This is a genomic window from Desulfosporosinus cupriresistens (genome assembly GCF_001707885.1).
Classification (GTDB): Bacteria; Bacillota; Desulfitobacteriia; order Desulfitobacteriales; family Desulfitobacteriaceae; genus Desulfosporosinus.
In genome coordinates this window covers 16716-41954 of the sequence record NZ_MASS01000011.1, presented here as the reverse complement: position 1 = coordinate 41954, position 25239 = coordinate 16716, and the positions used below count along the sequence as shown (strand labels likewise).

28 protein-coding genes, 1 other RNA gene and 3 pseudogenes are annotated in these 25239 nt (G+C 40.7%); 12 read left to right on the top strand and 20 right to left on the bottom strand.

Going from position 1 to position 25239, the window contains the following annotated elements; all coding sequences use genetic code 11:
* Positions 1–155: 155 nt before the first annotated feature.
* The gene (locus tag DSBG_RS06380) at positions 156–785 is read left to right on the top strand and encodes a GNAT family N-acetyltransferase (protein ID WP_242877435.1); all 630 of its coding nucleotides are present in this window, start codon (positions 156–158) and stop codon (positions 783–785) included.
* Between the two features lie 4 nt (positions 786–789).
* Here the strand turns inward: DSBG_RS06380 and DSBG_RS06375 are convergent, their stop codons facing one another.
* Positions 790–1905, bottom strand: a complete 1116-nt coding sequence (locus DSBG_RS06375) for an MBL fold metallo-hydrolase (RefSeq protein WP_068963351.1) — start codon at positions 1903–1905, stop codon at positions 790–792.
* Positions 1906–2056: 151 nt separating this feature from the next.
* Here DSBG_RS06375 and DSBG_RS06370 point away from each other — a divergent pair, with 151 nt between their 5' ends.
* Positions 2057–3256: an RNA-guided endonuclease InsQ/TnpB family protein gene (locus DSBG_RS06370; RefSeq protein WP_068963402.1), complete on the top strand. Its 1200-nt coding sequence runs from the start codon at positions 2057–2059 to the stop codon at positions 3254–3256.
* A gap of 376 nt (positions 3257–3632) precedes the next feature.
* On the opposite strand, the gene DSBG_RS06365 is transcribed toward DSBG_RS06370, so the two are convergent.
* From DSBG_RS06365 to DSBG_RS06345, 5 genes and pseudogenes are all read right to left on the bottom strand, one after another.
* Positions 3633–3929, bottom strand: coding sequence for an ArsR/SmtB family transcription factor (locus tag DSBG_RS06365; RefSeq protein ID WP_068963350.1), 297 nt, complete (start codon positions 3927–3929; stop codon positions 3633–3635).
* 148 nt (positions 3930–4077) lie between these two features.
* The gene (locus DSBG_RS06360; RefSeq protein ID WP_068963349.1) at positions 4078–4614 is read right to left on the bottom strand and encodes a GNAT family N-acetyltransferase; all 537 of its coding nucleotides are present in this window, start codon (positions 4612–4614) and stop codon (positions 4078–4080) included.
* A gap of 184 nt (positions 4615–4798) precedes the next feature.
* Entirely contained in the window at positions 4799–6145 is a 1347-nt protein-coding gene (locus DSBG_RS06355; protein ID WP_068963348.1) for a CCA tRNA nucleotidyltransferase, read from the bottom strand.
* Positions 6146–6153: 8 nt separating this feature from the next.
* Positions 6154–7362, bottom strand: a complete 1209-nt coding sequence (locus DSBG_RS06350; RefSeq protein WP_068963347.1) for an RtcB family protein — start codon at positions 7360–7362, stop codon at positions 6154–6156.
* Between the two features lie 144 nt (positions 7363–7506).
* Positions 7507–7815: pseudogene (locus DSBG_RS06345) on the bottom strand (peptide chain release factor-like protein); the annotation flags it as partial.
* A 188-nt stretch (positions 7816–8003) separates the two neighbouring features.
* On the opposite strand from DSBG_RS06345, the gene DSBG_RS23385 reads away from it, so the two are divergent.
* On the top strand, positions 8004–8231 hold the full coding sequence (locus DSBG_RS23385; protein ID WP_207647220.1) for a hypothetical protein: 228 nt from the start codon (positions 8004–8006) through the stop codon (positions 8229–8231).
* Between the two features lie 86 nt (positions 8232–8317).
* On the opposite strand, the gene DSBG_RS22350 is transcribed toward DSBG_RS23385, so the two are convergent.
* The 4 genes and pseudogenes from DSBG_RS22350 to DSBG_RS22935 form a co-directional block, all read right to left on the bottom strand.
* Complete coding sequence (locus tag DSBG_RS22350; RefSeq protein ID WP_141694251.1) at positions 8318–8446, bottom strand: helix-turn-helix domain-containing protein; 129 nt, start codon at positions 8444–8446, stop codon at positions 8318–8320.
* Between the two features lie 60 nt (positions 8447–8506).
* Positions 8507–8890 carry a hypothetical protein gene (locus DSBG_RS06335; RefSeq protein ID WP_068963345.1) on the bottom strand — a complete coding sequence of 128 codons (384 nt, stop codon included), beginning with the start codon at positions 8888–8890 and terminating at the stop codon, positions 8507–8509.
* Positions 8891–9027: 137 nt separating this feature from the next.
* Positions 9028–9275: pseudogene (locus DSBG_RS23595) on the bottom strand (DUF3102 domain-containing protein); the annotation flags it as partial.
* Positions 9203–9427, bottom strand: coding sequence for a hypothetical protein (locus tag DSBG_RS22935; protein WP_176716186.1), 225 nt, complete (start codon positions 9425–9427; stop codon positions 9203–9205). The pseudogene DSBG_RS23595 and the gene DSBG_RS22935, both read right to left, overlap by 73 nt.
* 148 nt (positions 9428–9575) lie before the next feature.
* On the opposite strand from DSBG_RS22935, the gene DSBG_RS23380 reads away from it, so the two are divergent.
* The 4 genes from DSBG_RS23380 to DSBG_RS06315 all read left to right on the top strand — a co-directional run bounded on the left by DSBG_RS23380 (position 9576) and on the right by DSBG_RS06315 (position 11536).
* Positions 9576–9731 carry a hypothetical protein gene (locus DSBG_RS23380; protein ID WP_207647219.1) on the top strand — a complete coding sequence of 52 codons (156 nt, stop codon included), beginning with the start codon at positions 9576–9578 and terminating at the stop codon, positions 9729–9731.
* 540 nt (positions 9732–10271) lie between these two features.
* Entirely contained in the window at positions 10272–10634 is a 363-nt protein-coding gene (locus DSBG_RS06325; protein ID WP_068963343.1) for a sigma-70 family RNA polymerase sigma factor, read from the top strand.
* Entirely contained in the window at positions 10609–10815 is a 207-nt protein-coding gene (locus tag DSBG_RS06320) for a helix-turn-helix domain-containing protein (protein WP_068963342.1), read from the top strand. Before DSBG_RS06325 ends, DSBG_RS06320 begins: the two co-directional genes overlap by 26 nt.
* A gap of 211 nt (positions 10816–11026) precedes the next feature.
* Positions 11027–11536, top strand: a complete 510-nt coding sequence (locus DSBG_RS06315) for a hypothetical protein (protein ID WP_176716192.1) — start codon at positions 11027–11029, stop codon at positions 11534–11536.
* A gap of 366 nt (positions 11537–11902) precedes the next feature.
* Here DSBG_RS06315 and DSBG_RS06310 read toward each other — a convergent pair whose 3' ends face one another.
* Together DSBG_RS06310 and DSBG_RS06305 are read right to left on the bottom strand one after the other, a co-directional pair.
* The gene (locus DSBG_RS06310; RefSeq protein ID WP_068963340.1) at positions 11903–12748 is read right to left on the bottom strand and encodes a hypothetical protein; all 846 of its coding nucleotides are present in this window, start codon (positions 12746–12748) and stop codon (positions 11903–11905) included.
* A gap of 1304 nt (positions 12749–14052) precedes the next feature.
* Positions 14053–14508, bottom strand: a pseudogene (locus tag DSBG_RS06305) (DUF3102 domain-containing protein); the annotation flags it as partial.
* Positions 14509–14738: 230 nt separating this feature from the next.
* Between DSBG_RS06305 and DSBG_RS06300 the strand changes: the two are divergent.
* Both DSBG_RS06300 and DSBG_RS06295 read left to right on the top strand, forming a co-directional pair.
* Entirely contained in the window at positions 14739–14963 is a 225-nt protein-coding gene (locus DSBG_RS06300) for a DUF1659 domain-containing protein (RefSeq protein ID WP_068963339.1), read from the top strand.
* A gap of 35 nt (positions 14964–14998) precedes the next feature.
* Entirely contained in the window at positions 14999–15238 is a 240-nt protein-coding gene (locus DSBG_RS06295; RefSeq protein ID WP_068963338.1) for a DUF2922 domain-containing protein, read from the top strand.
* Positions 15239–15368: 130 nt separating this feature from the next.
* On the opposite strand, the gene DSBG_RS06290 is transcribed toward DSBG_RS06295, so the two are convergent.
* Complete coding sequence (locus DSBG_RS06290; RefSeq protein ID WP_068963337.1) at positions 15369–15581, bottom strand: helix-turn-helix domain-containing protein; 213 nt, start codon at positions 15579–15581, stop codon at positions 15369–15371.
* 126 nt (positions 15582–15707) lie between these two features.
* Here DSBG_RS06290 and DSBG_RS22930 point away from each other — a divergent pair, with 126 nt between their 5' ends.
* Positions 15708–15863 (top strand): hypothetical protein, encoded by a 156-nt coding sequence (locus DSBG_RS22930; RefSeq protein ID WP_176716191.1) that lies wholly within the window; start codon positions 15708–15710, stop codon positions 15861–15863.
* A 95-nt stretch (positions 15864–15958) separates the two neighbouring features.
* On the opposite strand, the gene DSBG_RS06285 is transcribed toward DSBG_RS22930, so the two are convergent.
* Complete coding sequence (locus DSBG_RS06285) at positions 15959–19189, bottom strand: DEAD/DEAH box helicase (protein ID WP_068963336.1); 3231 nt, start codon at positions 19187–19189, stop codon at positions 15959–15961.
* A 534-nt stretch (positions 19190–19723) separates the two neighbouring features.
* Complete coding sequence (locus DSBG_RS06280) at positions 19724–19921, bottom strand: hypothetical protein (protein WP_068963335.1); 198 nt, start codon at positions 19919–19921, stop codon at positions 19724–19726.
* Between the two features lie 110 nt (positions 19922–20031).
* On the opposite strand from DSBG_RS06280, the gene DSBG_RS06275 reads away from it, so the two are divergent.
* On the top strand, positions 20032–20253 hold the full coding sequence (locus DSBG_RS06275) for a helix-turn-helix domain-containing protein (protein ID WP_068963334.1): 222 nt from the start codon (positions 20032–20034) through the stop codon (positions 20251–20253).
* Between the two features lie 167 nt (positions 20254–20420).
* Here the strand turns inward: DSBG_RS06275 and DSBG_RS06270 are convergent, their stop codons facing one another.
* Positions 20421–21077, bottom strand: a complete 657-nt coding sequence (locus tag DSBG_RS06270; RefSeq protein ID WP_141694250.1) for a hypothetical protein — start codon at positions 21075–21077, stop codon at positions 20421–20423.
* Between the two features lie 336 nt (positions 21078–21413).
* Complete coding sequence (locus DSBG_RS06265; protein WP_141694249.1) at positions 21414–22496, bottom strand: hypothetical protein; 1083 nt, start codon at positions 22494–22496, stop codon at positions 21414–21416.
* Positions 22497–22921: 425 nt separating this feature from the next.
* Here DSBG_RS06265 and DSBG_RS22335 point away from each other — a divergent pair, with 425 nt between their 5' ends.
* Positions 22922–23131: a hypothetical protein gene (locus tag DSBG_RS22335; RefSeq protein WP_141694248.1), complete on the top strand. Its 210-nt coding sequence runs from the start codon at positions 22922–22924 to the stop codon at positions 23129–23131.
* Positions 23132–23142: 11 nt separating this feature from the next.
* On the opposite strand, the gene DSBG_RS06255 is transcribed toward DSBG_RS22335, so the two are convergent.
* The 3 genes from DSBG_RS06255 to DSBG_RS06245 all read right to left on the bottom strand — a co-directional run bounded on the left by DSBG_RS06255 (position 23143) and on the right by DSBG_RS06245 (position 25191).
* Positions 23143–23832: a hypothetical protein gene (locus DSBG_RS06255; protein ID WP_068963330.1), complete on the bottom strand. Its 690-nt coding sequence runs from the start codon at positions 23830–23832 to the stop codon at positions 23143–23145.
* 331 nt (positions 23833–24163) lie between these two features.
* A non-coding RNA gene (ssrS, locus tag DSBG_RS06250) (6S RNA) lies at positions 24164–24347 on the bottom strand.
* A gap of 70 nt (positions 24348–24417) precedes the next feature.
* On the bottom strand, positions 24418–25191 hold the full coding sequence (locus DSBG_RS06245) for a hypothetical protein (RefSeq protein WP_068963329.1): 774 nt from the start codon (positions 25189–25191) through the stop codon (positions 24418–24420).
* Positions 25192–25239 lie beyond the last annotated feature (48 nt).

Here is a 25239-nt window from a genome sequence, read left to right as displayed (position 1 = left end):
AAACGGCTAAAATTACAGATAGCCGCCAGTGAGCTCTACCCCGCTGATTATGATTTCTCCATCATCTTTGACAGTGTAGCAAACCGAAAAGCCCGCCATCAGTTGGACAAAGGGCACTATGAAGGGAATGTTATTGTAAATGAGTGGGATAGAAAATGAGTGAAAGGAAAAATAAAATGAGCATAATGATTCGTCCGGAAAACAAAAACGATTATCACACAGTAGAAAATTTAACAAGAGAGGCCTTTTGGGATCTCTATCATCCAGGATGCGCTGAGCATCTGATTGTGCACAACATCCGCAAGGCTTCCTCGTTTATCCCCGAATTGGATTTTGTAGCTTTACTGAACAATAAGATTGTCGGCAATATAATATATACTAAATCAAAGGTTGTGGACAAGGACGACCATGAACATGAGGTGATAACCTTTGGTCCTATCAGCGTTTTACCATCTTGTCAGAAACTAGGAATCGGATCAGCTCTGATTGAACATACAACAAAGATAGCTCAAGCTATGGATTATAAGGCCATTATTATCTTCGGAAATCCTGCCTACTATCATCGGTTTGGTTTTGAAAATGCTGCAAGCTATGGGATAAGCACTGCCGAAGGAGCAAATTTTGAAGCATTCATGGCGCTAGAGTTGTATAAAGGCGGTCTGCAAGGCATAACCGGAAGATTTTATGCAGATCCTGTCTTTGACGTTAATCAAGAGGAACTAGAATCTTTTGACAAGAAATTCCCATTTAAAGAAAAACACGTTACTGATACCCAGTTCAAGTAACCTCTTAGAAAGCTGCCATTTCCCACCATGGTGAAGGAGGAGTGTATAGGTCTGAATTTAGAAGGAGAGTTTCACCAATCTTAGGCGCTATCAGGTTAACATCTGCCTTTTTTGCCTCATTGGCTGCTCGTTCTATTGGTTCATTCCAGCCATGAAAGGCTAATGTAAATCCTCCCCAGTGCATTAACATCATAATTTTACCCTTTATATCCAGATGAGCCTGAACTGCTTGCTCCGGTGTCATATGGACCCAAGACCATCGTCGATCATATTGACCGCCTTCAAGTAAGGTGATATCAAACGATCCATATTTTTTCCCAACTTCCTTAAAATGTTCATCATATCCACCATCTCCGCTGGTATAAAAACGTGTCTGCTTTCCAAGAATGACCCAACCGCCCCATAAGGTGGAATCTCGATTAAAAATCCCCCTGCCGGAGAAGTGTTTGGCTGGAGTCAAGGCAACGGTCAAACCTTGGAATTCCGCTTCATTCCACCAATTGAGCTCTGTAATTTTATCCTTTGCAATTCCCCATCGGATCAAATGTACACTTACTCCAAGAGGAACGAAGAAATGACCGACCTTGTTCTTTAGCTTTAGGATAGATGGATAATCTAAGTGGTCGTAATGGTCATGTGTAATAAACACAGCGTTAATAGGGGGCATATCATCAATAATATCCTTCATATCCTCACTATATTTATAGCGTTTACTCCCTGCAAAGGAAACCGGTGAGGCAATAGAACCTAGCATAGGGTCTATCAGCAGCTTTTTATTATCGATACTTAGCAAAAAAGCAGAATGCCCCAGCCAAGTGATACTATCCCCTTCACTTTTAATTTTGTTCCAATCAATTGTAGTAACAGGAATTGGACCGGCAGGATTGCGGTTCGTACCATCTGAGCTATACTCTTTAAGCATGGAGAAAATATTAGAAGCACCCATGTCCATTTTTGTTGGCACCTGATTCACAAATTTACCATCAACATAATTATTAAGACTTTGATAAATCTCTTTGGCTTTTTTAGTTGGGCTCCCACCAAAGGATGGGTGTACGTTTATAAACAACATAAGTCCAAGGCCTAATACTATAAAAAAAACAACTATATATAATAGCATATTTTCCCTCTTTTCATTTATCATCGTGCGGCGAGAAGACTCCCACCTCTTTAGGTGGTGAGATGAATCGCCGCCCCCAAAACATCCCCAGAACACATGTTCCAAAAACGCTCTTTCCGTGGTAGAATAAGGATATAGAATGTTGGAGGGGGTGTTCAAAATAATCCGTGTCTTAAAGACAAAATTCCATACTTCCAAAGAAAACATCGACCGTCTCTTTGCCTGCAATCGTACATCCGCTCACGTTTGGAATGATTGTTTGGGTTTAGCCAAAGCGCATTTTCAACAAACCGGTAACTGGATTAACCGGGGTACGCTGCACTTCGCCACCAAAGGTCAATACCCAATCCACAGTCAGTCCATTCAGGCGGTATTCGAAAAATTCATCGACGCTAGAGAAAATGCCCATAAAGCGAGAGCATTGGGATTCTCCCAAATACGGTACCCGTACAAAGAAAAAAAGCATTTCAATACCAAATGGAAGAAAGACGGATTTAGGATTGGCAAAAACGGTAAAATCGAGTTAAGTTTGGGGATTTTCAGTGGTAAACGACAACAACCTATTGTGGTTCGTGTGAAGGATTTGCCCTCCGTTAGAATCAAAGAGATTGAACTTATTTTTGACCGTGGTCTACAGTTAGCTATAGCCTACGATGATGGCAAATTTCCAAAAGAAAACGCTAATGTGTGTATTGCGGCAATAGACTTGGGTGAAATACACACCATAGCTTCAGTTTGTGAGAACGGTCAAGGAGTAATCATCACTGGTCGGAAGATTCGAAGTCTCAAACGTTTGCGTAATAAGAAAATGAAGGAACTGCAAAAGAAAATGGCCAAATGTCAAAAAGACTCTCGTCAATGGAAAAAGTACCGGCGAGCTTTAAACAACATTTTAGGCAAGAGTGATGCCCAGTTGACGGATGCACTCCATAAAACCACTCGCAAATTCGTAAATTGGTGTCTGGAAAGTAAAGTTAAGGAAGTTGTTGTGGGCAACGTAGAAGGTGTGGAGCGACATACATCTCCCAAAAAGAAAAAGAACAAGCGCAAACGTTCCCGCAAGCACAATCAAAAAATGTCCCAATGGCAATTTGGTCGAACCACCAGCTATCTACAATACAAATTGGCTGCCGAAGGGATAAGTCTGCAAAAAGTAGATGAATCATACACAACACAAACATGTCCTGTTTGTGAGAGGAAAAAGAAAACATCCTCTAGAAATTACAGTTGTACTTGTGGATATAGAGAACACCGGGATATACACGGAGCGAAGAATATCTTGAGCAAATACAAATATGGAAAGTTCCAGGAAATCTCACTGGATCAACAAAAGTATCTACGGATCGCCTAAGACGAGAAGTAGTAGAAGCCATGAACCTGGCCCGTATGCGATTTGCATATAGTTGCCGGCTCTACTGAAATGATGTACTCACGCCTATCGGGTGAGGCACCTCCAAGCGAGATGCCATTGAGACATACATTTTGAGCTTGCCGGAAGCCCCTACCTCTATAGGTGGGGGAGGTTCACCTCCCTAAGTGAATAGTACTACTAATCCTAGATTTGCATCTTCTGTAGATAAACAGTCATCTGCTCTTAGCAGTTAACTCTAAGTTAAGGGTTCGATCCATCCATTTTCTATCTTTTGCGTGAAAATAGATGGTTTAGGGTTAATACTTTTATAGTTTCAAAACTATCGAAACATTGCACTTTTGAGAGCTGCGTTAAATTATTGCTGCTGTAATGATAACAACTTACTAACTTCCTTAATTAACTCTTCATTTACTTTGCAGATCAAAAACTTTCCTTTTTTCTCTGTACTAATTAAATCGGCATTTACTAATTCTTTAATATGATGTGAAATAGTCGGAGCACCAATATTCAACGAACTGATGATATCCGTCACAAAGCATTCTGAATCCGTCGGAAAACTAGATTCATGCATCTCGGCGATTTTAAAATACAATTCTAGTCTATTGGGATTCGATAGGGCCTTAAATATCTTTGCCGCTTTTTTTGTGTCCATATTCCAACTCCTAAACTCACGCCACAACAATTCGATAACTATCGAATCAATTGTAACTTTACTAAATGCTCCTGTCAATAGCTCCCCTGAGACTCAAAATTACACAAATATATTGAAGAAAAAAGAAGTGCTGCGACGACTTAACATTTTATAATACCTCACCGGTTATTAATAAATCTTTACGGAAAATATAATCTGTCTGTTCTTCTTGGCCCATATAAAATGGATGCTTACCTATGACATAAAAGCCCTGTTTTTTATAAAACTCAATTCCTTTTTCATTTTTCTCCCACACACCAAGCCACAAGTAGGATTTTCCCAAGTCATTTCCAACAGCAATGGCCTTATTCATGAGGGTTCTTCCTAAGCCTCTGCCTTGAAATTCCTTTGCCACATAAATCCTTTCGATTTCTAAGGATTGGGGATCATTGATATCCGTTTGAGCCTCATATTCATTAAGCTTTAAGTAACCTGCTAATTCCTTGCCGGCATAGAGAAAATAGAACCGGGAATAGGTATTCACCAGTTCATTACGCAATTTATCTAGGTCAAAAGACTTCTCAAGATAAGCTTTTATAACATCAGGCGAATTCATTGGCCCGAAAGTTTCATCATATGTCTTATAAGAAAGTTCACGCAGCGAGAAGAGATCATCCATTGTACATTGTTTCATTGTAATTTCCATTTCTTTGCACAGCTCCTGCCCTAATACCAATCTTTGTGAACTAAGTGCCGGAATCCCCATGATGTCAAATTATATAATCAATTCTGTCCCGCTCCGGCCATATCTACATTAATTAAAGCATATGATCTTAAGCCGGAAGCAACTCCAGGGAATGTTCACCCATCCCTTTCCGATTGAACCGTTTCTAATTTTTATCCGATGTTTTGACTAGTCTCTTTGCCATGCTTAACAATGTTTCCTTATCATTCACCTCCGGGGTCCGCAAAACCTCCTCCATTAAACAGCGCAGTGTATCCCCTAATCTTTTCCCTGGCTCAAAGCCTATTGCGACCAGATCGTCTCCATTCACCCTTAAATCCTTCATGGACAAAGGCTGCTTCTCGTTCAAGATCCTGTCGACTTCTTTTCTCAGATGCTTGATTTGGCTGAAGTCGTGAGGCGGTTTGCTTCCTTTGATATCGGCGATCTGGAGTTCGAATAGATCATTTAGATTTTCAACGCCGACACGGTTGATAAACTTTTTGATGCTGGCGTCGCGAAGCGTATCATATTTAAACATATGATGATAGACGAGAATCCCGACTTTTCTGACGGTGTCATGATCAAATTTTAAGCGTAATAGAATCTCTCTGGCCATATCCGCTCCACCTTTATGATGCTCGTAAAAATGGCCGATATTATCTTCTCCGAGGGTGAAAGCCTTTGGTTTTCCGATGTCATGCAACAAGGCCGCCCACCTTAAGGGCAAATTATCAGGGACAGCGTTAAGAACGATCAACGTATGATTCAACACATCTTTATGATGGTGAGGATTGTGCTGATCAAAATCTGCCAAGCTGCAGACTTCAGGCAGGATATATTGCAATAGGCCCGTATCATACAATAATTTGATTCCCCTGTCGGGACAACCGGATAACAAAATTTTATTGATTTCTTCTCTGATTCTTTCTATACTGATGAGTTGAATCAGTCGCCTGTTCCGGTAAAGAGAATCATAAGTCAAGGCATCGATCGTTCCGTCGAGCTGGCAGGCAAAGCGGATGCACCTTAGCATGCGCAAGGCATCTTCCTTGAATCTTTCTTCGGGCTTCCCAACGGTTTTGATCTCCTTCAGCCGAATAGCTTCCTGCCCCTGAAAAGGATCGATGATACCGGTTTTCGGGTTATAGGCAATCGCATTCATAGTAAAATCCCGTCTGGCCAGATCCTCGGTAAGCGAGGAAGTATAGGCTATCGTATCCGGCCGCCTGTTGTCGGAGTAAACTCCATCAACCCGATAGGTTGTCAACTCAAACGGTTCATAATCAAGAACGACAGTAATCGTGCCATGTTTCAGGCCGGTAGGGATGGTGTGGTAATCCTCAAACAAGGCTAGCATTTGCTCCGGCAAAGCGTTGGTGGTTATATCCCAGTCTTTAGGAAATTTACCAAGGATTAGATCGTGCACGCAGCCACCGACGGCAAAGGCTTCGTATCCGCCGGATTCCAGAATATCCATAATTTTTAGGGCATTTTGATTGATTTTCATCATTTGATAGTTTAATCCTCTTCTCCCGCCTTAAAGTTATAAACTGGTTTAATGATTTTAATAATGTCAGCGGTCGGTCCGATATTGCTGATGATATGATCCATGTTCTTATAAGCCATCGGGCACTCATCGAGGGTATCTTTATTAACGGATGTGGTATAGACATCCATCATCTGTTTTTTAAACTCGGAAACAGTAAACGATTGTTTGGCCTTGGTCCGGCTCATCAGCCTGCCCGCGCCATGCGGGGCCGAATAATTCCAGCCCTCATTGCCTTTGCCGGTACAGATGAGGCTGCCGTCCCGCATGTTGATCGGAATTAAAAGTCGTTCCCCTTTCTTGGCGGATACCGCTCCTTTTCTTAAAATCATAGCGTCGGTATCAATGTAGTTATGGGTTGTCGTGAACTGTTCAACCACATCTAATCTCATGCCTTTGACGATTTCCGTGATCATGGCTTTGCGGTTTAGTTCGGCAAACTGCTGAACGATTTTCATATCATGAAGATAGTCTTCGAATAAACTTCCGCTTACATAAGCCAGCGGGTACGGTACATCAGTTATAACCTGGCTTTTCAGTTCCTTTAAAGCCTTCTCGATTTCTTTATCCCGGCCTTCAGATTTATACCGGGCGATGAGGTCTTCCAGGTCCGGCTTTTCATTGCTATTTAACTGTTTATATCCGGCTTCCTGATAGTGTTTGGCCACTTCCAGCCCTAAGTGACGACTGCCCGAGTGCACGACAAGGTACAGACGGCCTTCCTGGTCCTTATTGACTTCAATAAAATGATTGCCGCCGCCTAATGTCCCGATGCTCTTTTGGGCTCTGTCCAGCTTTACTGCCTTCAGACAACGGAGCTTTGTCAGGTCGATCTGTTCGTTATAACGGTGCGGGGTCTTCCTTACGGCAAAGCCCGATGGAATTTTTTCATAGATCAGTTTATCCAGCTTTTGCAGTTCGAGGCGTTTATTGCTGATCTGGATGGTTTCCATCCCGCAGCCGATATCCACCCCGACTAAGTTCGGCACCACTTTATCCGTAATCGTCATGGTAGTACCGATGGTACATCCGGCCCCGGCATGAACGTCCGGCATGATCCGGATCTTGCTGTCTTTGACGAATTCCTGATTACAAAGGGTCTCGATCTGCGAGGCCGCGCCTTCTTCTAAAATGTCAGTAAATATTTTGGCTATATTATAGTTTCCTCTGATTTCTTGCATAACTTTCTCCTAGGCTAAATTTATTGTCTCATATCTTAAATTTGCTCGGGTTAGTCACCATAATAGATATTGTGCCATCCATTACAGTGGCTAAGTCTCAGCATGTGGTACTTTACGTTACTTTTTTTCGATAGTTTATACGGTTCAAGAACGTTTTACAAGCAGAAAGTTATTCCCCTGATAAACACGCAGCGGGTTGCCTCTAATAAGCCGGTTATGCTGATTCCACATGGCCTCTTTCCGATTGCTGCTATTTTCTTCATTTTTGGCCTCAATCAGGTTTGCCAAGCGGGCCAGCGCCAGTTTTTTATTCATGAACTGTGATCTTTCTTCCGTAACGGTTACTGTTAGTCCTGTAGGAAGATGAAAGGCCCTGACGGCGGTTTCCACTTTGTTAACATTTTGTCCGCCCGGTCCGGAGCTTTTCATGGTTTCTATCCTGACATCTTTTTCCGCAAAGCTGAGCCTTTCAGCTTCCGGATAAACTGTTTTATATTGCGATCCTGTATGTTAAAGTATATATTAGAACCATTACAAATAACCTTTTCCGCTTTTCTTTGAGTCTTAAAAGCTGGGGGTAAGTCAGATTCGTCACCAGTGACGAATCTGACAAGCTGTCACTGTCAGGTATCCAGTTCGCCGTGAGTAATTTACTCGCTCTATCAGCACCAGACCCACTCACCATAGGCAACAGGCCCTTAGCCTCCTTGAGTCACTTTCCGATGTCAGATGGCATTGGCAAACTTGCTTTAATTACAGCCTATGAAGACGGGATCCGGATGGTGATAGTTTGGGGTATTGCCTATTTCAGTCCGGACTTTACTTTATGGATTAAATTGCCGGGCAGTATGGAAGGCCTTCCGGAATAATTTGTAGCATAAAATAAGCGGCTTGTGCAATCGTACATTTGTCTGATTGCACAGGCCGCTATTCTTAAGTTATCAGTCCTTAATTTTCATTCTCCCCGCTCAATTTGTCCAAGAAATGAGGCTGAGATATTCGCTTTTTCAACTAGAACTTCCTGAGTCAATCTCTTCCCTAATCGTTCCTGTTTTATTCGCTCTCCGATTATGCCGTAATCCACTAACCACAACCCCTTTAATGGTAACTATATAGGTTAACCGCCATATTGGCGATAGTTTTGTTACTTTTCATAATATCCTTTCATACCTATTCCAATCGTACGAAAATATTTAGTACGTTCTAAATCCATTTCTAACTCTTCCTTCCACAAATCATAATTACCGGCTTCTTTCACCTCATATATCATTTCCTCAATATTCTTGCTTGTCATATCTCTCCAAATTCCTACGGAAATATTCAAAAAGCTATATCCATATACAGCCTCATGGTCATCAATACTACCATTATTCATTTCTGCAAGGAATTCTATTAGTTGGGTGTCCACTAATTCAAATGGGTTCTTCCCGTATATGAAAGGCTCAATTTTTTCACAATAAGGACCTGACAAGACCTCCAAAAATTTTACACAATAAGTCAAACTGGCGTAGTATTCTATTTCTACCATATGGCTACCATATGGCCGCGATTCAGCTCTCCTTGGACTTGATCGTATTAATCTCAATATTGGTCCTGATAACGGGGGGCCATACTTTCGCCATCTTCGCCAGGTTCAAAAAGCATACTCAGCTTCTCCCTGTATTATTGGGAGAGTTCGCTGCTTTTCAAGTTCAGGTCTTTTTTCTCCTGAATAGCTTGGTCTCTGTCCTTGACAGCTTGTTGCAATTCCACTCTGGTCATGCTCTCCACATCGTGCTCGGCAATAACTCCTCCCGCTCCTCTTCCGGGATCCCAAGTAGGATAAGCGCCTGGCTGTAGCTCAAATTCGCCACCGGTGGCGAATTTGGATTGCCGTCACTGTCGGGGGAGCCAAGCAGTTTCGTCCCATACTCCGGAGGAAAAGAAGACCCTTGAGATGAACTTCGAATGCCTTTTCCGACCCGAGCATGCTGGGTTGGACATTTCGTAAATACAAAGGAAAACTTATCGTCAAGCCATCCAAATAAGCAATAAAACCGATGGTAGCAAGTTTGTAGGAAACCATCCTGAAGCGTGGAAAAGCATGGAAACAAGACCTACTTATCCTAAAACTGAATACTGTAGAACGCCAATGGACATTAAAGATGAAAGAGAAATTTTCTTTAAGACTTCCAAATCTCAACCAGCCAAAGAAACAATTTCGAACATGGCTTATGTCCATAAGCACTGCCAAATCTTATATCTTGAAAGCTGCTCGAAAGAGTGATGAAATGCTTGAGCCGTATGAGTGGAAACGTTCATGTACGGTTCTTAGACGAGAAAGCGGAAGTAATCCCACCGACTTAGTCGACTATAGTATACTCTTGTAAGCGGTGGAACAAATAGCGTTGCATAAAGACGTGCCCCGATTTTCAGCTATTGAAAATCGGGGCGATTTCACGTTCTTAAAAGAATCCTTCACGTGCAACTTCTTTGATGTATTTATACTGTTTACGGATCAGTTTTTTGAACTGCGTATCAGATAAATTATCGTATTTATTGGTTCCCTTTTTACGCTCTGGCGGCATTCTTCAATTCGGTTTCGTCATTGCTGTTCAAGGTCTAAATCTCTAGCCATAAAAAACCTCCTGTCTTGTATTCACTGTTTTTAACAGAATAACAAAGTCAGGAGATTTTTTCGCTATGCTATTTAGTCCACCGCTTACGATATAACCAAGCTTTCACCTATTTCCTCAACCTTGCATAACCTGAGACTAGCCTACCAAATTTCGTTAAATTCCCTTAATCAGCCCCACTTCCATCCTCGTCAGAAGATTTTACCATCATTGTTTTTAGTGGTCTTCTTTGTGCATCCACAGCAATTGGCGGATGGCATATGATTAGTGATTTATCGACAAAGGAGAATAAAAATGATTGCTCAGGATATTCAGTGGTGCGTAACCGTAATCCATAATGCCTCGGTTAGGGCAAGACAAAGGAAACGGCAGTTTAACCGTGACATTTCAATTGGAACAATACCTGATGCTTTACTTCATCGACCTGAAATGACTTCCTCTTTAAATGATATCGAATTAGTTGAGTTGCTAAGTTCTTTATCCGAAATTGAATCACAGATTATGTACTATAGTTTTATTTTTGATTTAACTCAGCAAGAGATATCAAATCACCTCAATATAAGTCAACAACAAGTAAGCAGAATTAAAAGACGTGCTTTAAACTTACTGCGGGAAGAGGTGTTTAGTGAGAGTGGACTATGCAAAACTAGACATTAAAACTCTATTCCAACTGGTGAATGAGAAAGATCCGCAGGCATTAGCAGAACTTTTAGTTCGCTTTGAACCTTTAATTAAATCAAAGTCAAAGTATAACGGGCATGTTGATGAAGATATTGCTCAAGATATCCGCGAAACATTATTTCGAGCACTCAAAAAGAAAATTTTAGAGAATGCGTAAAAAAAACAAATTAAGTCTCTATATAGTATGAGAACAAAATCGGCCGATAAGTTCTTTTAGAAATTTTAAAGTTAACAGAATACAATTCCCATTTGGGTAAGAAGAAAGGATGAAAAAGATGATAAATCCAGGAGGATGTGTAGGAAGTACCTGTAACGTTAATTATTCGTCTAATACTTTCAAGGTGGGCAAAGTAAGCAATTTTAATTATATGGCTCATAGCATGGGCCTTAATCCAGCAACAGTTGCAACCATAGCTTCTCTAGAAACCGAATCCACCGGAATAAACACTGGATGTTCGAGCTTAGATACCCCCTGTGATACCTTAGGGGCTGGCATTTGTCAAGTCGGCAAAGCCATGTTCGATAATTGGAATGCTTCTAGTAATAATATATTTATCTGGTGTGGTGATATCTGCGGAAGTAAATATATTAACAACCTAGCTCTCTGTGCTGATTTTCTACTCTCCGCATTCAAAAAACTCCAAAACCTTGGATATAATGACCAAATTCAAATGATGGCCATGGCAGGGACGGCCTGGAACGGCAATGCTTGCGGACATTCTAGCAATACTTTCTACCCTTGGACAGGCGGCGGCGCGTACGGTTATTATCTTCCTGGATCAAATCAGCTTACAAGATATGGATCATCCGCGGGTGCTATCTTTAAAAGTTCCGGATACGTGGGAACAGGGGTGTTCGATACAAGCATTACTCTCTGATAAGATTGCTTCCTGTTCCTAGATTAACCAAATCAAAGTGGTGCTGTAAAAGCCCCTTGCTCCATATGCCTGACATAGGGGCAACCTTAATCGGATTGTCATTGACAATTGGGGAATGCATAGCTGTATAAGGCTCAAAGAAATTTAGAAAAATTTTAGTGAAAGATAAACCCCGTAACCTAAATTGAACTGCCCCCTGTCAAGACCACAAAGGGAGCATATCAAATAGGTTATGGGGTTTCTTTTTTGTTTTAGCAATACCTCATCTAAAAAGATCCGAACTTTTCAGCAAAATGTCACTTTTAGAATCATCCGAACGAAGTAGAGTATATGTCCTTATTGGCTCGCTATTTCCTTGATCATTTCTCATTCCCGTCCACCTATATACACCATGCTACTTAAGACCTGGATGGCTTCTTTTGGATCCCCTTTCCAATCAAGACTGTACCACGTAGAATTGTTAACTTTCCAATAGATATGTGTCCATGGACCAGCGGGAGCACAGAACAAATACAATTTTCCGGGGCGACCTGAAAGAATTTGGTCGTTTTTATCAAGAGCATTGACGATTTGCTGGGCCAAATCAACAGTGCTGAAAGGACCATCAACCGGTTCTCCCGTTACGCAACAACTCCAATTACCACTTTCCCAAATGATTGCATTACTGTTATCAACATGGGGATACTGCGGAAAAAAAATTTCCTTGCCTTTAATTCCATTAGGAAGGTTAATAGAAGTAATTCTATTATTTTCACTCTCGAGCTGGTTTTTAAGAGGCGATTCAGGAGGCTGCCCGACGTTACCAGAAAGTGTTCCACTATACACACCCCCATGCTTGTCGATTTCTATATCAAAACTATTAGTCTTCGTTTCCAGTTTGAGTGACCATTCCCATCCTTCAGCTGAAGGAAGATATGCGGGCAAAAAAATAGGAAAACCACTGATTTTTAACATCTTTTCAGTAAGGGGTCTAAATGGTGCGGCTAGTTTGGAAGATGAATCATAATTCATTCTATCTTGCCCTTTTTCAAGAGATTTATCTTGATTTAATAATACATTGTTTTGATTTTGCGTGTGTACCTGGTCATTTTTCCACTGAGAGTTACCCAATTTTGGATTATTTGAACAATCAGAAACACTAATTACTAATACTACTAAAGCTACAAAAAAGACTGGTAGAACAAGTAATTTCCGTTTCTTTATTTTTCTCATGGATGATAGATACCTCCCAATCATTCTTATCTTATAAGGCACACAGGGGTAGTAATTGTAACCCCTCCAAATTTATTTAATTAATTATATATCCACTAAATTAGAACACTCTCTTCTTTCTGCGTCCGATAAAAAACATTAGGACTACTTATTAGAAAGTAAACACCTCATTTTTGGACAAATGTGACTGTGAGTGACAATTTAGGTATTTTTGATTTCTGCCTTCTTGCAAGCTGGAAGCGTGTTTTGCTAAAATGGTAAAGTTCAATTTGCTCTCGTTTTCATTGGTTTACCGTAATTTTAACATTCACATTATAGACATCATCAATACTTAAACTCTATTGACTTCACTTTTACCGAAATCTTGATTCATCGCCTAGCTAGTAATCGTAAACCTAACTTCGGATAATTGTTACATTCTTAAAATCTCCATATTCACCCTTTCTCGCGATTAACTACCCACCACATTTGGGACAACTATTATCGCCAATTTGGTTAGCTACGTCAGCTTTGTTTTTATCAATTCCTTCGACATGCTGAGCTCTGATTTTTTATTACGTGGCTCACCCGTGAGCAAAAAATCTGGTATCCTATTTCTAATAGCTCGTATAACTGCAACACTTTCTATGGTCTGAGTTCTTCATCATTCTGTAAAACCCTGCCATCAATTGTTCCTTTTTACAATATTCTTTAAATTATACACTATAGCACGGACCTTCTGCTTGGTAGTCTATCTTGCATAGCACACTCTGCGAACAGCACAACATTCAGCTTAGACAATTCTACGTGGAAAAGGAGCGAAGCCTAAGATTCCCTTAGTTTCGCTCCCTTTATTTATTATTCGCTCACTGAAACTCTCTCCGGTTCTATCTTCAGCACATCAGCTGAAATACAAAACTTTCCGTTTCACCCTACAAGACTAAGCCACAAATCTAAGCCATCTTCAGTAGATCTGGTCACAAGTTTAAAAAAATTCCCGTAATCGCCAGGGGTATGTGCCAGGTCGAGGAATCATAGTATTCAGTGAGTATATCTTTTTGATTATCACCGGTGGAAAGCCTGAATATTTTTGACACCCCATTCGGAGAGATAGCCATCCTTCTTCACTAGTTCCTCTAGTTAAACAATCCCATGCTCGAATGGACATAGTCCAGAAAACAAATGAAAACATAGACGGAAAAATTGCGTTGTAGTTATTTGAGATAAGTAAAGTGATGGAGGCTTTCGCATCAACACGCGAAGGCCTCCTCTTACTTCCTACTTTTATGTTTGGCATCAATCGCTCGCTGCTGCCAATTAAACTTCAGGTCTTGTTGGATGTCTTTTTTCTCCTGAATGGCCTGGTCTCTGTCCTTGACAGCTTGTTGCAATTCCACTCTGGTCATGTTCTCCACATCGTGCTCGGCGATAAACTCCTCCCGCTCCTCTTCCGGGATCCCCAGGAGGATGAGTGCCTGGCTGTAGCTCAAATTCGCCACCGGTGGCGAATTTGGATTGCCGTCACTGTCGGGGGAGGCAAGCAGTTTCGTCCCATACTCTTCCCAGAGCTGCATCAGCTTGTCGGCCGTTCGCTGGGAGTAACTGACCGATATCTTCAACCACTTGCCCCATTCACCATGGGGAAGCAGGTCCTTAGCCTCCTTCAGTCGCCGGCCGATTTCAATGGCGCTGGTAAGGAGGATTTTCCCGGCCTGGTTTCTGATCGTGTTTATTTCAGCCGCGATCACAAGCGGCGTGCGATCTGTGATTAAACCACTCATAATATTACCTGCCCTTTCCGTTACTTTATTCACAGAATATGGGGCCAGGCTTATGCGTGTGACAAACCTCACTTAAATAGCTTGTCAAAGAATCGGAATCGGAAGCGGGAACCTTACTTTTTAATAAGTCGGCCCGCAGACTGTAACCTCCGGACAAGCAGGATCATAAAATAAACGGACAGGCTGATTTCAAAACAGCCGGTCAATAGGTGGGAAAGGATGTGAGGTCGATGGCAGTAAGTACGACGTCTTTAAATTCAACACTGATTGTAAAATACCAGACCGGGACCACACCCACAGGCGGCCCAGAACTCAAACAGAAAAGCCTGAATTACCTGAAGGCTGACGCCTCCGAACAGGATGTTTATGATGTGGCGGCAGCTTTACTCAGTCTGGGACAGCATCCGCTTACGAACGTGCTCCTGAGGAAAAATTTTGAGCTCCTCAATGAGTAACACTCCGGAAAATTTGTGATAAAAGAGGTGATACTATGGCTGTAACGACGAATAAGGTGGTAAGGTTAACGTTTACAACTGCCGGCGGCAAAACGTTTGCCATCACCATCCCCGATCCGAGGGAAGACGTGGATCAGGCACAGGCCGAAGCCGTTATGGACACGATCATTCAGAAGAATGTATTTCTTACGCCCAGCGGCGAGCTGATTGGAAAGCGAGATATTAAGATTGTTGGAACTACCACCAACGACTTATACGACCCGCCGCAAGCATAGGTGGAGCAAATAGGAAAGGCGGCCACGTGGCCGCCACTTCTCGCTTAGCTTGTGGCAAGACAAACTAAGCGCCGAGATATACAGTGCATCCTATCTTACTTTTAATTTTACAGCTATGATCCTCTGAACATTAACGATAGGGCCTTTTATTATTGGTCAATCCCACCAGATAGTCGATACTGGTTTTATAGAATTCAGCAAGTTTAATAAGCGAGGAACTAGGAATATCTAGAACACCGCTTTCATATCTGGAATAGGTTGTTTGGCTTACCTTCAGCAAGGTGGCAAGCTCTTGCTGAGTCAAATCCTTGTCCTCTCGTAAATCACGCAATCGTTGGTACATGATGCTCACCCCAACACTATTTTATAGTATGCGATAATTGCATATTGATTATTATGCGAAAAACGCATAAAACAGTGAGTGTAAACCACTATTTGAGGTGAAGAACATTGGTTAAATCATAAAGAAATGTATAGCATACTCTTCAACAAAATGACAGATATCATTGAAGAGATTCAGCAGATACAGCGCCAAACTGAAGAAATGTACTTAGATAGTAAAGACAGTGAATTTGTTCTTCTGAAGCCAGGCCAGGATTCAGACCGCCCAGGAAAGCAAGAATAATTAGTGCTAAATAACCCCCACCTAGGCTTCGATGAGAGCTATAACTATTGGACCTCTTCATGACTATGGCAATCCCTGAGCAATAACAGCAGTAATCAAACTTTAACCGTCTTCTTCAGCACAAACCCCGGCAGAGGCTCCTTCATCTTCCAGACAATACTAATGGGTGCTGAACCATAATGGCTTTGAAAATCAGCAAAGCCAAGACAAGTATATGGAGAGGTAAAAGCTCCCTCTTGCTTATACTCTCTCACAAAAAACAGCACCTTCCCATCACTGGCTGCTTGGCTAAGATACCTCTGCCCTGTCAAGGATTCCACCGTCGTCCGGCTTTGGGACTGCCAATGAAACAGCTCTTCATTGATAGAATAATCCTGATACATGGTTGAGGGGGAATAGTCCTTTTCAGACTTGTTCAAGGTCACGAAAAAGACATCCAGTTTCTTCTCAGCCAGGTAGAGAACTCCTTCCCGGAAAGAGCTCCTCTTTTGTTCTGAATGTTTACCCAGCGCCACCAAAACCTGATCAAAGGTATAAGCACAGTATAGGTCGAGTGGATATTCATCCTCGAAACCGATTAAAGGCTTATCCACGAAATCGATCTTACCGAATTGATAGTCCAGTAAATCCAATAGTTCTTGGTAAAGCCGCGGATCATTAATAACCCAATAAATCGCCTCTTCAATTGAAGCAAACCTCTTGTCCAGATCACCTAGCCCCTTACCCCATAGTGTATAGTGAACCATAGTTAGCATTGTCCGTTCCACTGTAGTTAAAGAATGCAATAAAGAGCCTTTACTTAAAAGAATCAGCGGTAAGATCTTTTGCACAAAGCCAATCCAGCGTCTGGAATCTACAAAAGATAATCTTCCAAGCGCAGAGGCAAGCAATCGTTCCCGCTCTGCATCTGCCTCATATCCCTTCAGTAAACCAGCTTGAGCCGCCAGCCCCACTACGGTTGCCTTTTTACTGTAGACGTCTTGGGGGGTCACATGATAACCCTCAAAAAACTCCCTGACCTTTAGCTCCTGTTTAGTCTCTATCAGATCATAGAGCTTGCTGATTATATTACGCTTAGTATTAATGGCATTGCGAATGTTCTCCAGAATGTAATCCTGAGCTTGTTTTTCAAATTGGATGGAGCAGCCCCTGGGCACATTGGCAAAACCCGTCTTAATTTCCTGCTCAATGGATTTTCGAGACCTGGATAACAAGGCTTTAAAACGGTCTTCAAAGGAATACTTCTGGTGCGCTTGTCCCACAAAGTCCAAGACCGTCAGAGCTTCTTTTCCCTCACAGAGTCTTAGCCCCCTGCCTAACTGCTGCAAAAAGACGGTTAAGCTTTCCGTAGGCCGCAGAAAAAGAACCGTATTCACTTCAGGAATATCAATTCCTTCATTATATATATCCACCACAAAAACAAAGGTGATTTCCTTCGTGACCAGACGCCGCTTCACGCTATCCCTCAATGCGCTCTCCGATTCCGCGATCAGAAATTCAGAAGGAATTCCCGCCTTATTAAAAACCTGAGCCATAAATTCAGCATGCCTTTTATTTAAGCAAAAACCAATTCCGATGATCTCCCCAGGTTCCAGACAATACTTTTCCAGGGCGCTGATAATATAACCAACCCGTTTTTCGGCAATGGCTTTTTCAAACACATAGAGGTTCTCCAGTTCCCGCTCATCGTAATTGCCCGCAACCCAGTGAACCTGACTAAGGTCAACATTATCCGTTACCCCAAAATAATGAAAGGGACTGAGCAATTTCCGTTCAATAGCTTCCCATAAGCGGATTTCGGCAGCCACTCTGCCTTGAAAATATCTATAGATACTACGGCCGTCTGCTCTCTCAGGGGTTGCCGTCAGTCCCAGCAACACCTTCGGCTTATAATACTCTAAAAGTTCTTGGTAGGATGGAGCTGCGGCGTGATGGAATTCGTCAATGACAATATAATCGTAGAAATCAGGGGAAGTGACCTCTGTCAAATCCTTCGAGTTAAAAGATTGGATGGAGACAAATAAATGATCAAAGCTATCCGGCTTCAGACCTCCCACCATCATGGAGCCAAAGTTAAGATCCTTGAGTATCCCGCGAAAACAGGCCAAACTCTGGCTTAATATTTCCTTTCGGTGGGCTACAAAGAGCAGTCTGTTGGGTCGAGTGTGGTTTGCCCTGCAAAAGTCCCGGTAATCAAAGGCAGCGATAACGGTCTTGCCCGTCCCCGTTGCTGCAACTACCAGGTTTCTAAACGAGTGATGGACTTCCCGCTCAGCTTTCAATTTGTCCAGAATTTCCTGCTGATAATAGTAAGGTTTCAGATCAAAGTGAAAGCCTAAGGCATCCGCTTCATCCTGGCTGTTTCTTCGCTCAGACTTTAAGGCTTTTCTCAGGCGATCAGAATCGAGGGCCGGAATAAAGGGGGTAAACTCAAGATTATTCCAATACCCTTCAAAGGTGGCCCGGATTTTCTCCAAGATATCCCCGGAGTCATATTGGGATAGCTTTATATTCCATTCCAAGCCGCTGGTCATAGCTGACTCAGAGATATTTGAGGATCCGATATAAACGGTGCTGAAGCCGGTATTTCTCCAGAAGACATAGGTTTTGGCGTGGAGGCGGGTCCGTTCCGTATCATAGGAAATATGTATTTCCGTATTGGTCAGTTTACTGAGCTGTTCCACGGCTTTGAAGTCCGTGGCTCCCAGATAGGAGGTGGTGATAATCCGCAGTTTGCCGCCGCCCATGGTGAACTGGGTCAGCTCATTGATGATTAACCGCAAGCCGCTCCACTTGATAAAGGAAACAAGAAAATCAATTCGGTCACTGCTTAGGATTTCCTTTTTGAGTTCCGAGATCATGCTTGGCTCATGGACCGCCCCAGTGAAGAGGGAGTTCTCTGCGATAGAAGTATCTGGTCTTACGATCTTTTCCGAGGCGGGTATAGCTTTTGGCTTGCTTGCTTTCTTGTCTACCAGGGCTAATAAGAGCTGGGTGTCCTGATTTATTAGGAAACTCTCAACCCGTTTTAAGGTCTCTTGATTCTTTTTGAAGCTAAAGCTTCCTTTCTGAATGCACTCGGCTATGTACTGTAAGATACCATTACACAAATCAACACGGTCTCTGACTACGGAGACCCCATCTTCGATATAATCCAAAATCTCACGCAGAATTTTCGTCAGGTATTCTGCCAGAATCTTAGAAGACTCAGCAGAATCCAGGGGCTGAGTATCTTTTATGATAAGTTGCTGATCCACTTTATTCAGGTTTTCGTTGATGATTCCGTTGATGATTTGCTCGTATAGGCCATAGATGATTTCGGACATAATGCACCTCTAACATAGGACTGGTATAAGTCTTAACTGTGGATCGAAAAACCTATATTTTTAAGCTTTGCATATCTCCACCTATCACGAACAAAGCTTCATTTGCTTAAAAAGTTGTCCTAAGTGAAAAGGTGGATTCATCGAGAGTGTTAAGTACGAAAGATATATAAATATTTTTACTTACTACAAGAAAATGTCGATCTTCTGCTTTTATATGCCAGCGGCCTTTTGAAAGATATATTCTCTGTGTAAAATAGGTATAAAAAGACGCTTTCCTCCACTTATATCACTCACCGTTTTCGAATTAATTCTCCGAATTTTCATCATTTCCTGCTTGTTGGTAAATAGGAATATATAGGCATCGAAATTAACTCTCCATTAACAAAGCTTCCCGAAGAATACCTCTCAGGGAAGCTTTGTTAAATAATGGTCACACAAACAGAACGGACTAAGTATTAATTAATAGCCCATCCAAGTCTAACACTCTACCGATTTGGATAGATCCACAAAGAGTGGATTATTGCTAACTCATACTCAAATGTTTTCTGACTCTTCTAATTGTATATATAAACTTTCCAACTCTAACTGCGCAAGAATAAGCTTCTTTTCAGAATCTATAGACATGGCATTTGCTTTCTGTGCTATCTCTATAGCATCAGCAATCATAGCGCTGATATTGACTATTATCCGCTCTATCCTTTTATCCTGTAGTTTAATGACTTCCCGCTCCATAGACTCCTCCCGAATAAAAAGCAAAGATTTGACACATATTCTAAGGGAATATCCCTTAAAAGTCAATAAGGGATATTCCCTTAAGGCATAATTATTCTGAGGTGATTGCTGTGTATGAGAGAATCCGCAATATGCGGGAAGATAGAGACATGACTCAGTCCCAAATGGCCGAGTATCTGAGAATTCATCAGACAACCTACTCTGACTATGAGATTGGCAAACTAAATATACCGGTACCAGTACTAAAAAAAATAGCCGACCTGTTTGAGACCAGCATCGACTATCTGGTAAACCGTACGGATATAGAGAAACCCTATCCTCGCAAGAAATAGGTTATGTTGAAAATCAGGAAAAAACTGATTGTCCCCTTGTTGCAGAAACTCTCCTCGGCGGAACTTGTCGTTCCGCAAAGGAACCTGGAATCTACGCGGAACGACAAAAAGTGACTGCCGGTAAGTATGTTCCGCCGAGTACTTTATAATAATCCAATCCACTCTTCCTACGAAATTTCGTTCACTATACTGTGAACCACCGATTTGATTTTCTTAACCTCTCTTTGCCTTTCCAATCCTACACTGCTAATTAAGTAATCCAAATTAAGTAATATCTGTTTGTTTTGTATTTTTCCACTGACCTCTTTCATTTGCTTTGTTGATGATTTTTGCATGTCATAACCAAATGTGTTTATGAACGCCATTAATAGCAGATGAAAAACTACAACTTTATCCCATCTGAACCTCTTCTCAGATATGGACAAACCATCAAAAAAACTTAAGAGGGGGTTGTACACATGCCCTTCGTTTAGATGACTTTCAAAGTCTTCGAGAGAAAGAAAGTCTCCCTCTTTGCAGCAGCTATTACAAATTAACCTTAGTTTATCCCTAAAAATATGATCTGAAGACCTCGACATATCGTATTCAAGACCGTCTAATAATTTAACGTCTACAAATACCCAAGCAAACGCTTTGAGGAATTTCAAAAACTGTAGGTCCTTATTGTCTGCTATTCGAGAATCAATAAATATAGCTTCCTTTTCGAACAAATGAATTAGTGTTAAAACGTTAACGACCCTATAGACTGTTGTTGTAAAGTAATAATTGTTCTCAGGTTTGTTGTAGTGCCCCTCTACATGCAGCCATCCTTCAGATTCATTCATATAAAGATTCCAGAGTCGATGATTTAGCCTCTCCGCCGCCTCAAGCATCCGACCGTGATGCCGTCCTATTAGCTGGCGTAGTTGCTTTCTTTGCACATATTCGTATTCAGTATTTAGTTTATATCGAAGCGTTCTTTTATCAATGATGTAACGTAAGGGCGTACCTATGATGACGGTTAAAATGGCTACAATCGCAGAGATAATTGCAGTCTGTAGCTGCGGACTACGTTAGAAATTATCCACATTGGATTACTACCTCCCATCATCTTAAGTAAAAATGGTTAATATCACCATGTTGCAGATATCAGTTAGGATGAGCCTTATAACAGGTGTCTGTCAGATCTGATCATTAATAGCAAGCAAATACGAGTACGGATTTGTTCTAATCTTCTCTTTTTTATCTTCATTATATGATACAACAGATGAAACAAGAGAGACACCAACCCCAGCGAGAAGCGCATGTGGAAGTGTGAATCCTAGAAGCGTCATTGGTAAAGTAGTTACAGGCATTGATATCAAAGATATTTTCATAAAGTTGTCCGAAAACCACTTAATTCTTGAACTATCTAATGCCTTTTTAAAATTGTTATAAGCAGGTAAAAATTCATCTTTATATATGTCCTCAACTTGTTGCATTAATGACTCTACAGGGGCTTCTTTAGAAACACTTTGTATAAGTTTAGATATGTTCATTCTGAATAACCCTAACTCATCACGATGCTGGTCTTTAAAGTTTAATACATCTTCTAAAGATGAAGTTACTCCAACCCTTACACCTTGGATTATTAAATTCGTTAATAATCCTTGAGCTAATAAAAGAGGTTTTTGGTTCCTGTGATCATAGCGATGAAAATAACTTGCATCATTAATAGCGAATTGGTTATCTAATCGAACCTTGTCAATTAAATTTGCAGTAAACGAATTGTCAGTTAAAAGTCCCATTGATCTTCTTTCACATAGTTTATTAGCAAGTATTGTCATATAAAATGTTGCAAAATTTGAATCGACTTGAAACCACCCGTCTCTTGTCAGATTATTTCTCAAGTAATTTTGCACTTCATATGGAAGCTTTTCAGGATGAATATTAAACAACCTACCTACTTTCCTTGGGAGCTTGTCCCTGTGAATTATTGAGCGTAATCCATTAGATTGTGTTAAAACTTGGAAACCTTCATTTGTATTTAAATAATTCAAAACATCAGAACTAAGTTCGTCAATAAAGTCGTAGTCAGGGTTCACTCGTAATGATTTCAGGATACCCTTGTCTGAAAGAAATTGTGTAGAATGAGTTTGATATGGGACTTTCACAGACGAGGGAACAATTGTATTTATTTCATCCCAAAAAAGTACAGCCGTTTTGAGCCAACCCTCATTGTGAATATCGATTGTAGGATAGTAAAGTGCCTTTGTAAATCCCATGTGATCTTCTCCTTTTATCATAACTAAGATTAAGCCTTTGAAGGTTTCCTGAACCGATATAGTAGGGATACTACTAACCCACCCATTCACATACGTCCCACTTAAGCAAGACAGCCAACTCTGGTAGAGTTCGCTCAGATATGTGCATTCAAGAACGCTTTAAAGACGAGGGCCGCAAGGCCATTAACCTATTTAAACTCATGCCGTCAAAGTCAAAGAAGGTATACAGGAACAATTTAATTTTAATCATAAGGTATGATATACTAATTTTGTATTATGACCTATCGGGGTCAACCCTGCTGGGAGTGTGCTTTACCCAGGGCTCGCGTACGATACTTATAGCCTCTCTTATGGCTAGTGCATTCGGTATGTTAACATTTGTGAGTTACAAATTCGCTAGTCTTTCACTGAAAGGGGAGATGCATATGAGAAAAAAGGTGTTTAATAATGCCAAACTTCTTACCGCAACAACGCTTGAAAGCATTTGGGCTATGGTAGTAAGTTACGCAGTCGGGACTAGCTTGTCCCCGATAGTTCATAAGCTCTATTTTCAACCCTTAGTCAGGGTATACCATCCCGGCAGGCTGCGCCCAGTACATCGAGCAAAACCAACGGACGTCGGCCCCTTAAACTGATCTAGATAGTATTAGGAGTTAAGCAGGTTGTTATATGGTCGTAAAAGATGCTCAAGAATATCACTGTGCAAATCATAACCTAACAATTCAATAACATAACGTGCTATTGCGATTAAGTAGTCTTTTCCAGATACTGCAATGGCAAACATCTCCTTCTCCGGAACCCTTGAATCAATATGTGCTCCACCATTTTTATTTGCCCATGCATCGATTACATCTTTAACATCCATTGGCTCCCAATGTGGACTCCATGCTACTTCCTGTTTTAGCCATTTATCCAATGCAATTGGCATCTTAGTTTTATCAAATAGATTTTCACTTAAAATAGATTCATAATCACTTGTACCCTTGAATCTATTGCCTGTATGCGGATGCAGTTTTGGTTTTTGTAATCTAGATCTAATGATTCGACTGTTATCACATAAAAGGATTCTTAACTGGACAGCTATTACATTGTAAAAAGAATCAATTTCCAGGCCTTGACATAAGAATATGCTGACTTCAAGAATCCGAATTATTTCATCTAATTTTTCTCTATATCCATTATCACTTCTCTCAAATTCGATAGGAGCTTCAAATTCGTCATTTCCGCAAGAACATATCTCTAAAATCTCCTCATTATTCTCTAACGTTTTATATATCCCGCATTTTGTACACTTGTAAGTGTTTTCCCCCCACTTTTTACCTGCTTTACACTTCATAATAATACCTCCAATGTTATCTTCCGCCACATGATAAGGCGGCACCATTTACGCGAATTTATAAATCCCGAATATCTATTCGGGTAATCAATATATTTTGAGATTACTATTACTAAGTCCCTTTCATTGAAAGGTCACATTAAACTTTCCACATCTTTCCTCTATTACCTGCTATTGTTCTAGTAATAATCCCAAGAAAAACAAAAAAAGTCAGTTCATCCAAACGATCTGACAAATAACTTCAACACATATTATACATTCAATCTAGCCTATAAAATTAAATCCAGGGCGTTTAAAAACCCTGGATTAATCAAAATAGATTTTTACCTCACCAATACCCGCAAAGCCGTTTAGATTATTTGTTTTTTAACCCCGCTCTCGCAGGTGGGCACTTTCACTCTACTTTTTAGTCTTCCTCTAACAATGGAGGCCTGACCTAATCAGTATGTTATCAAATTCCCGAATTTATAAATAGGATCAAAACCAAATCAAATCTTCGCACATCGCAGTTAGTTATGTTCAAAATTAATCATCACTTCCCTAATGCATTTAAAATTAAAACTTTGTTATAATGAACTTCCTTAACTATCTATGTCTTCTTATTAAACGTATAATTCCCTGCCAGATCTTCTTTGCCCTTTTCTCTAGCTTTTTAGATAGCAGTCCATTCGTCCTTTTATTTCGCATTGCTACATACCAGCTTGAAATAATTAACATGAAAGATTGAATTACCAACGTACACAAGAATAATAGAATAGCATCTTTAAGCGTCCACCAGACCGGGAAAATAGATAAACTCTGAAAATAATTCCATATAGAAAAATATAATATTGACCCGGTCAAGTATAATAGAAATGTAGTAATATTAAAAAGTAAAATACTTAATTCCATAATAATTCCCAAAAAAGGATTTTTCTTAATTAGTGCTTTTGATATAAAGTAATCCTTATAAATAATTTCATGTGCTTCCCAGAATTCATTTTCTATAGAGACATAAAAATCTTCGAAGTTTTTCCATAAATTTTCTTTGCTACTTTCATCACGTTGTCTGGTAAAAACTAAATATTTCAGGTATATATCAAAGAATCTTTCAAGCAGAGAAACTGGAGCAATCAATTTTATTGTTGACTCGTAAGAATAATAACCTTTAAAAAACTCTTCCAAAAGTTCTAATTTTTGCTCGTCATTCTGTTCCTTAATTTTTTTAAGCCTTATGTACATTGGAAAGTAAACATTTTCGTAGCTCTTTGTTAAACTTTCCAGAAATAGGTCATTCCCTTTAGATCTTCTACTGAATTGGTATCCAATCAAAGCAGATAGAAGCAACATAATAATTGGCCACATATTTTTGATAACCATATCAATCATTTCCTAATTTCACATCTTTCTGGAGTGTAGATCGAGTTT

Bases quoted from the DNA above. Each gene is read 5' to 3' on its own strand.
- DSBG_RS06380 (WP_242877435.1), top strand. From the start codon at position 156: ATGAGTGAAAGGAAAAATAAAATGAGCATAATGATTCGTCCGGAAAAC.
- DSBG_RS06375 (WP_068963351.1), bottom strand. From the start codon at position 1,905: ATGCTATTATATATAGTTGTTTTTTTTATAGTATTAGGCCTTGGACTT.
- DSBG_RS06365 (WP_068963350.1), bottom strand. From the start codon at position 3,929: ATGGACACAAAAAAAGCGGCAAAGATATTTAAGGCCCTATCGAATCCC.
- DSBG_RS06360 (WP_068963349.1), bottom strand. From the start codon at position 4,614: ATGGAAATTACAATGAAACAATGTACAATGGATGATCTCTTCTCGCTG.
- DSBG_RS06355 (WP_068963348.1), bottom strand. From the start codon at position 6,145: ATGATGAAAATCAATCAAAATGCCCTAAAAATTATGGATATTCTGGAA.
- DSBG_RS06350 (WP_068963347.1), bottom strand. From the start codon at position 7,362: ATGCAAGAAATCAGAGGAAACTATAATATAGCCAAAATATTTACTGAC.
- DSBG_RS06335 (WP_068963345.1), bottom strand. From the start codon at position 8,890: ATGGTAGAAATAGAATACTACGCCAGTTTGACTTATTGTGTAAAATTT.
- DSBG_RS22935 (WP_176716186.1), bottom strand. From the start codon at position 9,427: ATGGTTTCCTACAAACTTGCTACCATCGGTTTTATTGCTTATTTGGAT.
- DSBG_RS23380 (WP_207647219.1), top strand. From the start codon at position 9,576: ATGTCCATAAGCACTGCCAAATCTTATATCTTGAAAGCTGCTCGAAAG.
- DSBG_RS06325 (WP_068963343.1), top strand. From the start codon at position 10,272: ATGATTGCTCAGGATATTCAGTGGTGCGTAACCGTAATCCATAATGCC.
- DSBG_RS06315 (WP_176716192.1), top strand. From the start codon at position 11,027: ATGGCTCATAGCATGGGCCTTAATCCAGCAACAGTTGCAACCATAGCT.
- DSBG_RS06310 (WP_068963340.1), bottom strand. From the start codon at position 12,748: ATGAGAAAAATAAAGAAACGGAAATTACTTGTTCTACCAGTCTTTTTT.
- DSBG_RS06300 (WP_068963339.1), top strand. From the start codon at position 14,739: ATGGCAGTAAGTACGACGTCTTTAAATTCAACACTGATTGTAAAATAC.
- DSBG_RS06295 (WP_068963338.1), top strand. From the start codon at position 14,999: ATGGCTGTAACGACGAATAAGGTGGTAAGGTTAACGTTTACAACTGCC.
- DSBG_RS06290 (WP_068963337.1), bottom strand. From the start codon at position 15,581: ATGTACCAACGATTGCGTGATTTACGAGAGGACAAGGATTTGACTCAG.
- DSBG_RS22930 (WP_176716191.1), top strand. From the start codon at position 15,708: ATGTATAGCATACTCTTCAACAAAATGACAGATATCATTGAAGAGATT.
- DSBG_RS06285 (WP_068963336.1), bottom strand. From the start codon at position 19,189: ATGTCCGAAATCATCTATGGCCTATACGAGCAAATCATCAACGGAATC.
- DSBG_RS06280 (WP_068963335.1), bottom strand. From the start codon at position 19,921: ATGGAGCGGGAAGTCATTAAACTACAGGATAAAAGGATAGAGCGGATA.
- DSBG_RS06270 (WP_141694250.1), bottom strand. From the start codon at position 21,077: ATGAATGAATCTGAAGGATGGCTGCATGTAGAGGGGCACTACAACAAA.
- DSBG_RS06265 (WP_141694249.1), bottom strand. From the start codon at position 22,496: ATGGGATTTACAAAGGCACTTTACTATCCTACAATCGATATTCACAAT.
- DSBG_RS22335 (WP_141694248.1), top strand. From the start codon at position 22,922: ATGAGAAAAAAGGTGTTTAATAATGCCAAACTTCTTACCGCAACAACG.
- DSBG_RS06255 (WP_068963330.1), bottom strand. From the start codon at position 23,832: ATGAAGTGTAAAGCAGGTAAAAAGTGGGGGGAAAACACTTACAAGTGT.
- DSBG_RS06245 (WP_068963329.1), bottom strand. From the start codon at position 25,191: ATGGTTATCAAAAATATGTGGCCAATTATTATGTTGCTTCTATCTGCT.